This window comes from Sphingomonas sp. CCH15-F11 (genome assembly GCF_001557005.1).
Classification (GTDB): Bacteria; Pseudomonadota; Alphaproteobacteria; order Sphingomonadales; family Sphingomonadaceae; genus Sphingomonas.
This window is the reverse complement of sequence record NZ_LSKG01000166.1, coordinates 1-12,569: the sequence shown is the minus strand read 5'-3', so window position 1 is coordinate 12,569 and position 12,569 is coordinate 1. Positions and strand designations below refer to the sequence as shown.

Annotated in this window: 10 protein-coding genes; 1 reads left to right on the top strand and 9 read right to left on the bottom strand. The window is 68.5% G+C overall.

Features of this window, described 5'->3' with window-relative positions:
* Window positions 1-48: 48 nt before the first annotated feature.
* Complete coding sequence (locus tag AX709_RS16705) at window positions 49-546, bottom strand: MucR family transcriptional regulator (protein ID WP_066480884.1); 498 nt, start codon at window positions 544-546, stop codon at window positions 49-51.
* Between the two features lie 454 nt (window positions 547-1,000).
* Between AX709_RS16705 and AX709_RS16700 the strand changes: the two genes are divergently transcribed.
* Entirely contained in the window at window positions 1,001-1,654 is a 654-nt protein-coding gene (locus AX709_RS16700; RefSeq protein ID WP_066551066.1) for a Crp/Fnr family transcriptional regulator, read from the top strand.
* 9 nt (window positions 1,655-1,663) lie between these two features.
* Here the strand turns inward: AX709_RS16700 and AX709_RS16695 are convergent, their stop codons facing one another.
* The 8 genes from AX709_RS16695 to AX709_RS19020 all read right to left on the bottom strand — a co-directional run.
* Window positions 1,664-3,148, bottom strand: coding sequence for a tetratricopeptide repeat-containing protein (locus AX709_RS16695; RefSeq protein WP_066551065.1), 1,485 nt, complete (start codon window positions 3,146-3,148; stop codon window positions 1,664-1,666).
* Window positions 3,149-3,201: 53 nt separating this feature from the next.
* The gene (locus AX709_RS16690) at window positions 3,202-3,696 is read right to left on the bottom strand and encodes a nucleotide synthetase (protein ID WP_066480881.1); all 495 of its coding nucleotides are present in this window, start codon (window positions 3,694-3,696) and stop codon (window positions 3,202-3,204) included.
* Between the two features lie 2 nt (window positions 3,697-3,698).
* Entirely contained in the window at window positions 3,699-5,315 is a 1,617-nt protein-coding gene (locus AX709_RS16685; RefSeq protein WP_066551058.1) for a toll/interleukin-1 receptor domain-containing protein, read from the bottom strand.
* Between the two features lie 196 nt (window positions 5,316-5,511).
* Window positions 5,512-6,438 carry a hypothetical protein gene (locus AX709_RS16680; RefSeq protein ID WP_156454311.1) on the bottom strand — a complete coding sequence of 309 codons (927 nt, stop codon included), beginning with the start codon at window positions 6,436-6,438 and terminating at the stop codon, window positions 5,512-5,514.
* Window positions 6,438-9,128, bottom strand: a complete 2,691-nt coding sequence (locus tag AX709_RS16675; RefSeq protein ID WP_066551054.1) for a class III lanthionine synthetase LanKC N-terminal domain-containing protein — start codon at window positions 9,126-9,128, stop codon at window positions 6,438-6,440. The genes AX709_RS16680 and AX709_RS16675 overlap by 1 nt, the downstream gene beginning before the upstream one ends.
* Window positions 9,129-9,185: 57 nt before the next feature.
* A complete protein-coding gene (locus AX709_RS16670) occupies window positions 9,186-9,602 on the bottom strand; it encodes a hypothetical protein (RefSeq protein WP_066480873.1) in 417 nt (138 codons plus the stop codon).
* A gap of 193 nt (window positions 9,603-9,795) precedes the next feature.
* Window positions 9,796-12,147, bottom strand: a complete 2,352-nt coding sequence (locus AX709_RS16665) for an EAL domain-containing protein (RefSeq protein ID WP_197419009.1) — start codon at window positions 12,145-12,147, stop codon at window positions 9,796-9,798.
* A gap of 73 nt (window positions 12,148-12,220) precedes the next feature.
* A partial coding sequence (locus AX709_RS19020) for a hypothetical protein (protein WP_197432048.1) occupies window positions 12,221-12,569 on the bottom strand: 349 nt, incomplete at its 5' end.

Sequence of the window (12,569 nt, the reverse complement as noted above, 5' to 3'; positions counted from 1 at the left end):
CGCGCGATTTCGCGCGCAGCGGGCGACCTGCACCCGCTGCGCGGCCGGTCAACCCTGCTTGGTTGCGCGGCGCCGCGTCGGTGCCGCCGGCGCGTCGGTTTCGGCGGCCTTGGGGCGACGGCCCCGCGATCCGAGCCCGATCTTTTTGGCCATGGCGCGCCGCTGTTCCGAATAGCTTTCGGCGACCATCGGATAATCCGGGCGCAGATTGTACCGCTGACGGTATTCCTCCGGCGTCAGGCCGTGAGTCGAGAGATGACGGCGCAGCGTCTTGTAAGGCTTGCCGTCGATCATCGAAATGATCGCGTCGCGCGATGCCAAAGACTTGCGGACCGACACCGCAGGCTTGTGCTCCATCGAGCCCGCCGAGTCTTCGCTCTCGCCACCGGCATCAGCGGCGCCGGCAAGACCGGTCAGCGTCGTATGCATGGTCCGAAGAAAAGCGGGGACCTCTTCCGCCGCAATCCGGTTGTTCTGATTGCCGAGCCAGGCGATCGTCAATTCGGTCGCGAGCTCGACTGGGTTAAGCGCGGTTTCGTCTGTCATGGTTTCTCTTTCTTGCTTCATGCCGCGGATAATCGCGCGCGATTAATCCATTTCGGCGCTATTTTAATTTGACGCAAGGTGAAACCTCTTCCCGGGGGCAAGTTCATTCACGCGCGCAATCGATTGGCGTTCGATTTCGGGACTGGTCCGGGCGCGACCGGCCCGTCAGGTCCCGGCAATCCGTCGTCACCAAACCACGACCTTGCGCGAGTCGACCTCTTCGCCCGCGAAAAGGCGACCCGGCCGCGAGCGGCCGGGCCAAGGTGCGGTCCCGCCTGACGACGGTTCCGTCGGGTCGCGATATCGTCATAGGCGCGTCGGGCAGGCCGCGCCGTGATGAAGGTCACGCCCGGTCGATCCAAAGTTGCGCGTGTCGTTCAAAGCGATGGTATAGGGGTGCGCACGGTCGACGGCGGCGGGTGCCCGTCGCGGGTTAGTTCCGGGGGGAAGCGAGGTGCCGAGAGTTGATCGGATCGCAGCCGTTTCGGCGTTCCTGGGATGCGAAACCCACCTGGCAACCGTGCTCGAGGCCCAGATGAGCCGCGTCGCCTATGCCCGGTCCGACGTGATCGCGCACCAGGGCGACGCCGCCGACCGGTGCTGGCTGATCATCGACGGGCTGGTCAATGTCGAGTTCATCGGGTCGGACGGCCAGCGGTCGCAATTGACCTTTCACGGTCCGGGCGAGGTCATGGGCGCCTATCCCGCCGCGACGACGCATCGCGCCGACCTGATCGTCCAGCGCGATGTGGAGGCGCTGACCATCGCGTCGCGCTCGCTCGACCGGCTCGCGACCGAGCATCAGCAGATCGGCGCCGGGCTGGCACGGCTCTTCGCGCGCCAGCTCGACTTCGCGCTCGATCGCATGACCGCGCGATCGACGTTGAGCGCGGTCGGACGCGTCTATGCGGAAATCCTTCGGCTTGCGGGCGAGACCCGCCGGATCCAGCCCCTGCCGAAGGTCACCTCGCTTGCCGTCGCGGCGAACACGACCCGCGAAACGGCGTCGCGCGCCATCGCGGTTCTCGAGCGTCGCGGCATCGTCGAGCGGGCCGGCGGTACGCTGACCATCGTTTCGCCTCGGTTGCTCGCCGAACTGATTGCCTGATCGGCGTCGCTACGCGTCCCGCCCCGCGTCGGCCACCGTCCAGACAGGCATCTCGCCATAGGCGGTCGACAGTTCCTGGTCGGATTCGCAGCGCAGCTCGGGCGCGAGCAGCAGCAGCGCCAGCCCGACCGCGCGCGAGGCAAGCAGCTGGCCCGGCGCGGCCGCCGACGCGATTAGCCCCGCCAGCTCGACCAGCCGGGCAGCGTCGTCGCTGCCGATCACCGGACCCGCGGTCAGGCCCAGGCGAAGCGCAGGCGCGCTTGCCAGCGCGTCGAGCGCGACCCTGGCGGCGGCGGCAGGATCGGCGGCACGATGATGGCCTTCTGGGGCGATGCGGCTGAAAATGTCGGGGGCAGCTCCGGTTGTGCCACGGGCGGGCGGGGCGGCAACGATTGCCGTGATTTCGGCGTGCGGAATCGTCGCGACCGGCGCGCTCGATCGGGGTGCGGCAACGCGGATGAGCGGCAATCCCAGCCGTTCCCACGCTCGGTCGCTCGCCGCCGATGACTGGGCGTCGCCCGCAGCCTGATCGACCAAACGGAGCGCGACCGCCTGCGCTTCGAGCGCGCGTGCCTGACAGATCGCCGAGCCCATCGCGACCTGCGCCGCGAACTCGACGGCCGCGAGCGACACGTCCTGCCCCTGTGCAACCACCTCCACCGAGGCACTCCGCGCGAGCAGGCGGTCATACCGCTCGCCCCAATGATCGCCGAACGGCATCACCGATTGCCGCCGGAAAATGTCGGGACGCGCCGGCAGGACCAGATGCAGTTCGGCACCGCGATCCACCAGCAGCTCGGCGATGACGATGTCGGCGCCCGCCGCGAGCGCGCCATAGGCAAAGCCGCAGCGCAGCCGGTCGAGCCGATCGGCAAGGTCGCGACCGGATCCGCCGATCGTGGGGTCAAAGTGGATCAACCCGCTGAAGTGAAGCGCGGCGGGTGGAGCCAGCTGTTCCAGCCAGCGGTCGTCCGCACCGACGCAGCCGAGCAGCAGCCTGAACTGGCGCAGCGTGGAGGCGTGATCCTCCCACGCGTCGGGCGCGAGCGCGATCGCGTCGCGGAGCAGGTCGGCGGCCGCCTCGACCGGTCCGGTGTGCAGCGCGGCTTCCGCCCGGGTGGCGGCCAGCCAATAGGCGGTGTCCGGCTCGTGATCGCCCTGGTCGAGCAACGCGATCGTGGCGGCGGCGAACTCGCGCGCACGCGCGAAATTGCCGGCGAGCCGCTCGATCGCGGCCGCATTGATCAGCGGATAGGTCGCGCGACGACGCCGGGCGGCGGAAAGGTAGGCGTCGCGCGATTCCGCCAGCAGGCGCGAACGATCATCGCCCTGGGCGGCGACCGCCCGGTCCTTCAGCAGTCGCCCCCTGAGGTTCAGCAGGTCGTAATCGTCTTCGGCATGGCTGCCCGCCGCCTGCTCGAACATGCGCCAGGCACGCAGCGTATCGCCGGACCGCGCGACCCGGACGATCCGGCGCAGGTCGAGCCGGTCCATCTAGAGCCGACCCGGGCAGGATGGTGCGAGCGAAAGGCGCATGAGACTGGCCATCAGCGGAAATTGTGCATGCGCGGCGGCGGATTGGTGATGTCGGGATCGACCGTCAGGGGCACGAAACGCACATTCTTGCGATCCTTCCCCCGCTGCAGGAGGTCGAGATTGATGTTGAAGCCGTGACGCGTATCGAACTTGCCGCCACGGTTGAACCGAGCCGTGAAGCGCGCGCGCCGATAGCGATCGAGCTTCTCGTCATAATCGAGATATTCGATGCCGCCGTAAAGCGAACGCTGGTCCGACTTGAAGGTAACGGCGTCGAACTGCTTCGAAAAGAAGATCTGCCGGCCCTCGAGCCGAACCTCGACGATCGAATCGCGTTCGATGGCGATGATGTCGGGCACCTTCAGATCCTGTTGCTGAAGCGTCAGCAGCACCTCGCCATTGTCCGCCGCAAGGCCGACGGTGAAGACGATCACGTCCTTCACCTCGTCGGACACCGTGGCCCGCGTGTTGAGCGGAACGTGCGTGGGAATGGTCGTGCACATCATCGTCACCTTTCATTTGAGGGAAATTGCTGCTCGATTCTGGCGTTCCAGGTCTTCCAGTCGCGATTGGCGGGATCGGAGCGCTGGAGCGCCGCCATTGCCGCATGCGCGGTGCCGGCCATTTCGACCGCGCGCGCTTCCGCGCCGGACTTGCGCAGGATCTGGGCCAGCGAGAAACGCGCGAGCGCCGCGTCCTGGCGGATGCGGGCGTTGCGCGGATCGCCCGCAACCAGCCGGTCGAGGATTGCGATCTGGCGGTGGCGCTGCGCCAGCGCCGACGTGATCTGGCCGTTCGCCTCCAGCGCCTGCGCCATCCAGGCGTGCCGGTTGGCGAGATCGAGCCGCAGCGCGGTATCGTGAGGCGCAGCCGCGGAAAGGCGGGCCATCGTCGCCAGCGCACTGGCGCAGCTTTGCAGGGCGGCGGGGAGGGTGCGTCGATCCTCGACCTCCACCGAACAGAGATTGCCGTGCGCATAGGCAAGTTCGCGCCGATAGGCAGGGTTGTTGCGATCGGCCGCCACCAGCCGCAACGCCAGCATCTTGTATCGTGCGAAATGCGCCGACGCCGCCGGGCGCGCCTTGCGCATGAAGGCGACATAGCCAAGCCAGAACTCGCTTTGGGCATGCGCATAGAGGCGCTCGGGATCGTCGGGCGCGGCGGCGAGCAACGCGGCGGTCGCCTGATGCGCTTCGGCGAACTTGGCGGCAGCGGTGGCGAACGCGCCCGATCGCTGCTCGTCCTCGCCCATCGCATGCAGCACGCGCGCGCGGCGCTCGAGCGAGCCGGTCGGGAGTGCGGCAAGGTCGCCCTGCGCCGCATAATAGGCCATGGCGCGGCGATTGACGACGTCGAGCACGTCGAGGCGGCCCACGCCGCGCAATCGGCCGCGAAGGTCCGTCAGCATGAATTCGATCAGCTGTTCCGCCTGTTCGCGCTGCTGCTCCGCCTCGCGCTGGGCGCGGATGGCCATGATCAGCGCCACCGCCAGAACCAGCACCGACAGCGTGGCCAGCGCCGTCGCGATCGCCACGCGGCGGAGGCGCCGCTGGACGTGCCGCTGGACCAGCAGGTCGAGCGGCACGCCGATGACCCCGGCGACCAGCTTCAGATAGGCGAGGAGACGGCCGTCGCCATGGCGCGTGAAGTCGGCCGCCACGGGTTCATCGACGGCGCCAAACGACCGCGGCTGGCAGATGCCCGGCGGAAAGGCGGTTTGCGGCGTTCCCCTGACCAACGCGGCGAGGACGGGGCGATCGGGATGCAGCTGGCGGAATCGCCGGATCTCCAGGTCCACCCAGGCAGATTCGCGCGCGGCCGGCGAGCAGAGCACGATCAGGCAGGCGGACGCCGCCAGCGCCTCGTCCACCGCACCGCTCAGGCTGGCGGACGCGGCGAGCTCGCTGCGATCCATGAAGATCGGCGTCAGGCGGCGCGGCGCGACTCCACGCGCGGTCGAACGGCCGACCAGATGCCGGGGCACGCGATACCCTTCCAGCCAGCGATGGATCGCGCGCGCGATCGGCGCGTCGCTGTGGCTGTAGCTCAAAAATGCGCGATATTCCGGCTCAACGGCGACCTCGGGCTCCGCCGGTGGTGTCTCGCCTGGCGCGCTGGTGCCCATATCGCCCTCACGCGGCACGGACTCCCGGCCTTGGAACAAGGCACGCTGCTCCGCCCCCGCGCAACCCTGCGGTAACGCGGCCGGTGAAGGCAAGTGCAAACCCCGAACAACCGCAAATTGCGGGGGCAGCCGGCCCCGGCGCCCCGGTCCCGGACGATTTCCGCCGGAGACATGCCGTCGGCGTGCGGCACGGCCGTCACGCATCCGCGCGCGCCGATCGCGAGCCGAGTTGATCGTCGACCGCGCCGAGCAACAGCCTGGCGGCGTGCGCCAGCCTCGGCCGGTCCATTTCCAGGAAACGCGCGGCGTGGCGCGAAAAGTCGGCGTCGTTGCCGCGCCGCAGGGCGATTAACGCGCGGATCCAGTGCAGCCCGGCGACCAAATCGGGATGGGTATCCGCCGGGCCGATCGAAGGCCCTTCGCACGCGCGCAAATCAACCTCGGGGATGGCAAGGTTCATCAGCGCTTCGTCCATCAGCGCGGCGCGCTGGGCATCGGTCAGGGCGACCGGGGTCCGCCACGTGACGGGGATGACGAGCGTCCATTCCGCGCACGGGTCGGCGGCTGCGCGCAGCAGCGTCAGCACCTGATCCAGCGTGACCTGGGCCGGAACGGAATAGCTGTAGGTGCGGATGACGTTGCGCACGAGATGCAGGCAACGAAACCCCATGTCGTGACCGAATTCGCGCTCGAGACGGCAGCACAGGCGGATGGCGGCGAGCAGGCGGTTGATCGCGCCCTGCAGATCGCCGGTGCGGTAGGCGAGATACGCCTCCGCCGGCAGCTGGAACGAGGCGGACGCGATCTGGGCATGTATCGACACCTCCGGCGCGGACGCGATCGCCTCCGCGCGCGCAAAGAGGTCGCCGGCCTCGACCATCATCCCCTTGCGGACAGCCACCAGGCCGCTTTCGCGAACCTCCTCCGCCGCGATGATCGCGGTGACGTCGGCGAGTGGCAGCGACGTGGCGAGTTTCATCAAGTAAGTGCTGCTAAAATCGCGGGCTGCATCGACCGGTGCGGTCGTGACATCGTGCCTGAGAAACACGCGCCGGGCGTCGGCCAGCCGGCGATCCGCAGGGGGACGCGGCGCAAGACTGCGCGGGTGAGCCGTGGTCGTCATCAGTTGCATGCCAACGCTCCCTTCATCGCTTGGGGCTTGAGGTTCAGGTCCGCCGTCAGGTCGACGCCCAGCGGCATGCCGACGGCAAGGACGTCCGCCCGCGCCAGCCGCGCCAGGAAATGCGCGACGCCGGCGCTGCCGATCATCAGGTCGGCGGTGGGGATGTGCGGGTTCTCGACCATCCAGGAGATCCCGTGCGCGTCGCGGCGCTGCAGGCCGATCAGCGTCGCGGAAATGCGCCGCGCGCGTGCGAGCCACTGCGGGTCGTCGAGGACCCGCGCGGCCTCCAGGTAAATCTCGCCCAGGCCGGCAAGGCCGTGGCACTGGCTGAGATTGGGATGACAGGGGCTGAGCGCGTGCGCACCCAGCGCATCGCGGGCAAGGTCTGCCCAGCGCGCGTCGCGATCGAGCGCGTAGAGCGCAAGCAGCGCCAACGCGATCCCCGGCCCGCCATGGCACCACCAGTGCCACGCATCGTCGGGGTCCTGCGCACGCGGCCACCAGCTGTGCGCTCCGTTGCGTCGCGCCTGTCGAGCCAGCCATTCCCCACCGCCCCGTGCCGCCGCCATGGCGTCGCGGTCCCCCCGGGCGCGGGCGTGCACCGCCAGGAAGTGAACGATCCCGGCGACGCCATGTGCGAACCCGGTATAGACGGTGCACTCCATCCCGCTGACCCCGTCGGGCCATGCCCAGCTGCCGTCGGCGCGCTGACGATCGATCAGATAGCGCGCGCACTGGTCGGCATAGCGCGCCAACCCCGGCAGGCGCGCGCCATGCGCGGCCTGGAGCGCCGCCAGTCCTTGGCCGGCAGCGCCATGCGTCAGATCGGGCCAGTCGAGCGGGCCGGAAAACACCTGGTCCAGATAGGCCTCGAACCAGCGGCCGCGATCGATGAGGCCGGCGTCGACCGCCTCGACAAAGGCGAGCGCGACCCCCGCCTCGCCGAAATGCAGGCCGGGCATCTGATCGTCGGGCGTCGCCGCATGCGCGAGCAGCCAGTCCACCGCGCGTTCGGCGAAATCGCCGACCTGCGCGGCGCGCGCGCCCAGCCGCACCAGCCGCGCCGCGCCATAGAGCACGCCCGCGACGCCGCGGTTCGCGCTGCGGAACAGCCGATAAGCCTGCGGCACCGACAGGCTGGCGTCATGGCCCAGTGCCTGGAGTTCGGGGGACAGCGGCAATCCCGTGCGGTCGTCGCGCAGACCGCCCGCGACCAGCCAGCTCAACGCACCGTCGAGCAGGGCGTCGTCCGCGCGGTCGGCGCGCGAGCTGATCGCGACCGTCCGCGCATCGATGCGGCGCAGGCGGGACTCGACCTCGGAAATCGCCGGGCGGTCGGCCGGATCGGCGGCGAGCAGATCGACCGCCAGCGCGATCAGCGCCGACGGCGCACCGCTCAGCATCGTGAGGCGACCGGCGAGGTCCGCATCCGCCGCCAGCGACATGCGCCGCGGATCGAACCCGGTGATCGCATTGGCGATCAGCGCGCCGACTGCGTACAGATCGTCGGGAAACGCGGCCGCGCCGCCGGCCTGTTGCTCGGGCGAGATGAAGCCCATCGTCCCCTGCATGAACAGCGCGTCGCGCTCGCCGACGGGGGCCGCCATTTCGAGGTCGAGGAGCCAGGTCCGGCCATCCGCACCGACGCGGACGTTGCGGGGCGACAGGTCGCGATGAACGACCCCGCGGCGATGCAGGTCGCCGAGCGTCGCGGCGAGCCCGATCAGGTCGCCGATCAGCTGTTCGCGATGCGCGATATCGGCGCGATCATAGCGGCGGGCGGGTCGATCGGAAAAGTCGCGGCCCTCGACATGATCGATCGCGAGGAACAGGCTGTCGTCGCGCTCGAACACCATATGGTGCCGCGGAATGGCGACATCGTCGCTGAGCCACGCGGCGAGCGCATGCTGATGCGTCAAGCGGTCCCACATGTCGCGCCCCTTGGGGTCCGACATGCAATGGCGTCGGCCTTCCTTCAGCACGATCAGGCCGCATTGCTCGGCGGACCGCATGTCCGCGGCGAGGAACACCGATCCCTTGGGGTGCGCGCTCAGCGAATCGAGCAGGAGGAAGCCGGGACCGATGAGGCGCGAGGCGAGCGACGCGTCGGTTGCCGCGGCGGGTGCCGATGAGGGCGCGGAGGTCGATCCCCCGGCGGTGGGCCAGGCCGCGAACGGATTGGCAATGCCATCGGGCGCGACGAAAGGGACGCGATATTCGGCCGCCGCAGGCGCCGACCCGGCGGCGAGATTGCCGAGCCGGTCGCGCGTGAATGCCGGGTCGAACTGCCCGAAACGCGCATACAGCGTTTCGCCGAGCGGCAGGTCGGTGACGATCCGGGGCCCCGACAGGCCGGAAAGCAGGGGCAGGAGCGCCCGGGCCAGCGTCAGCGCCAGCGTGTCGGACGCGGGATAGATCGTCGCGAACTTTCCGATCTGGGTCGCGCCGAACGTCCCCTCGTTCAGCTCGCCGAGGATGCGTGCATCGCGGGCGATCTTGAACGGCGTGTCGTGCGCGCGCAGCACCGGCAGGATGCGCGCGATCACCGTCGGTGCCTCCACCTGGATCGACGAGATGTGCAGCTTCCAGCCGAAATCGCGGTCGGGCCTGCCCACCGCCGCCCAGACGCCGGTGTCGCGGACCTCAAGGCCCCTTGACGTCAATTCTGCCAGATAGTCGGTCGGCTGCATCTTTTCAGTCCCTCGTCATGACATCCGGGTGCCCGCCGGACACCCGGATGCCGGCGGTCAGCGCATGAAGCTGGCGAACCGCTGGTTGATCTCCGCCTGGACCCGCTCGCCGATTTCGGCCGGGTTGATCACCAGGCTGCCGGGATCGGTGCGCAGGCTGCTCGTCGCGCAGCTCACACCGCAGCTCACGCCGCAGCTGCCACCGCAGCTCACGCCGCAGCTTCCCCCGCAGCTTCCCCCGCAGCTGGCGCCGCAATTCTCCGCCAGGCTGCCAGGCGAGAAACGCCCGGTCGCCAGGCCGACGACCAGGTCCTCGGGGTTGATGCGCAGGATCGCGGCCTTTTCCTCACGCGAGAGGAAGCCGACCGAGCCGAGCGTCTCTTCGGTCTTCCAGACGAGATTGTGGAAGAATTTGGGGTCTTCCTTGGCCTGCCGGATCAGGTTGGCCATTCCCTCGATGTTCTTGCCTTGCATGATGTGTCCTTCCTCTGAATGTGCGTCTGCGACCCGACATTCAGGAGGGAGGCGATCCGGTTTCGATGGAGACCGGTCGTCTCGTTCGCTCCGACACCGTAACTGCACGGTTGCGGCGGGAACGAATGTGACCAAGATCACGCCTGGAGGATTTTTTCGGTCGTCGTGCTGGCCGACCGCGAGCGGGGAACGGTTATCCCGCGCGTTTCAGGTCCAGCGGGGCAGCAGCCGCCGCCGGTTCGACGGGCACTCCGGCTGCGTCACTTGCCAGGCGCTGAAGCAGGTCGCCAGCGGGCATCGGCCGGCCGATGAAATAGCCCTGCGCCATGTCGCAGCCGATCGACTTCAGGAAGTCGAGGCACGCGCTGTCCTCGACGCCTTCGGCCACGACCTTGAGCCCCAGTTCGTGCGCGAGGTTGATCGTCGAGCGGACGAGCACCCCGTCGCTGCGATTCTGGTGGGCGAACTGAATGAAGCTGCGATCGATCTTCAATTCATTGAGCGGCAGCTGCTTGAGATAGGTCAGCGTCGACTGGCCGGTGCCGTAATCGTCCATCGAGATCGCAATGCCCATGGCGCGGAACGACTGCAGCGCGGCGACCGCGCGATCGGGATCGTTCATCGTCGCCGATTCGGTCACTTCAAAAATGAGCGAGGCGGGCGCAACTCCGCTGCGTTCGATCAGCCCCCGCAACGCGGTGATGAACTCTTCCGAACTCAGCAGCTTGGCGGAGATGTTTACCGCACCGTTGATCGCATGGCCCTGCACGCGCCAGGCGCGCAGGTCGTCGATCGTCTGGGCAAGCACGTGGAGGGTCAGCTTCGCGATACGATCATTCTGCTCGGCGAGCGGGATGAACAGGTCGGGGCGAAGGAAGCCGCGGAGCGGGTGCTGCCAGCGCACCAGCGCCTCGACGCTCGCGATCCTGCCCTCGCGCAGGTCGAGCTTCGGCTGATAGGCGACCTGGATCTCGCCGCGTTCGATCGCCTCGTCCAGCTCGCTGAGCAGCGACAGCTCGCGGTCGATCGCCTCGTCGTCCTGGGACTGGTGGACGTACCACCCGGTCCCAAGCGCAAAGGCCTGTGCCGCGGCGAGGCCAGCCTGGGCAACGGTGCGATCGACATGCGCCACCCCCGCGTCCTCGGCAAAACCGATGGCGAGGGTGACGTCGACGCGGCGCCCGGCGACATCGATCGGGCTGAGCATCGTGGTGCGCAGCGCCGCCACCCGCTGTTCGATGTCGGTCCGGTCGTAACAACGCCAGGCGAGCACCCGATCCTCGATACGATAAACGGTCGATCCCTGGGAGACGAGCGCGACCCGGTCGCGAACGCGCCGGACCAGCTCTGCCGTCGCCGCACCGCCCAGGCCCGCCGCGATCTTTTCGAAATCGCCGACATAGGCGGTGAGCACGCCTTCGCCCCGATAGGTCTTGAGCGCGTCGATCAGCGCATGACGATTGGGCAGCCCTGTTTCGGGATCGTGCAGCCTGCGACGGCGCGCAGCGGCGGCGGCGCGCATGCAAAGCGTGGCAATCCCGGCACAGGCGATTGCGACCAGTGCGGGGGCAAGCGGGAAAATCCAGTCGAGGCGCGCGTCGACGAGCAAGGCCGCTCCGACCAGCACGGTCGGGCCGCCGACAACCATCACGGCCAGGGTGCGACGCGAACGCGCATTAAGGATCGCGACGCCCAAACCCAGCCCGACCAGCAGCGGAAGCGGCCAGCCGCCCTCGCGCGGGCGCCCGTTGCGAAGCGTTTCCGCCGCCAGCGCCTGGATCACCACGCCGGGGATGACGCCATGCCTGGGCACCGCGTAACGATCGCCCAGCTCGACCGCGGTCGCGCCGATGACGACACTTTTGCCGCGAAGGGTGGCGGGGTCGAAGCGGCCGTCACGGATGTCGATGAAACTATGCCTGGGGATCGATCCCGGCTCGATCGCGAAGTCGATCGGAAAATCGGTATCGGCCGACCCGTTGACCCCCGCGATCATGGCGGAAAGGGAAGGGCGCGGCGTGCCGTCCGTCACCGTGCCGAGCAACATCCGGCGCACCAGCCCGTCTGCGTCCGGCTGGACGGTGACTGCCGCAAGCGCGGCATGCGCCCGAAAGGCGGGGATCGGGAGCGAATCGGTCCAGCTGTCCGCATTGCTGCCGGTCCGCTGGCTGAAGGTCGGCAGGACGACCTTTCCGTCGGCGCGGGCGATCGATGCGGCGAAGGCTGCATCTTCGGCCGGTACAGAGGCCGAGGAGACATCGACGTCGAACGTTATGTTGGTTACGCCAGCCGCGTGAAGACGATCGACCGCGCGCGCATATTGGCCGCGCGGCCAGGGCCAGCGATCGATCGCCCCGATGCTGCGTGCATCAATCTCGACAATGTGAAGCTCGCCCGATGCGGGATGAGCGCGAAGCTGCCAGCTGAGTTGCCGGATCACCCGGTCAACGCCGACCCCCCACCCGAGAATGCCGGTCGCGAGAGCGAGCGCACAGCTGAACGCCGCCGCGGCCAGCCGCCAGTGATGGTTCAATCTCTCGTGCAAGTGCGTGCCAACCTTCGGCGCGCATCGTAGCACCCGGGTGCTAACGGCGCGTCAACAAGGCGACGGCGTGAGGTTACCGGTCCTTGCCCTTGCCGCCGCCGTTGCCATTGCCGCCCGCGTTACCGTTGTCGTTCTCGCCGGCGCTGCCGTTGTCGTTCCCACCGGCGTTACCGTTGCCGTTCCCACCGGCGTTGCCATTGCCGTTCCCACCGGCGTTACCGTTGCCGTTCCCGCCAGCGTTGCCATTGTCGTTGCCACCGGCGTTCCCGTTGCCGTTCCCACCGGCATTGCCGTTGTCATTGCCACCAGCATTGCCGTTGCCGTTCCCGCCAGCATTGCCGTTGCCGTTCTCACCGGCATTGCCATTGCCGTTGCCGCCAGCATTGCCATTGCCGTTCCCGCCAGCGTTGCCGTTGCCGCCA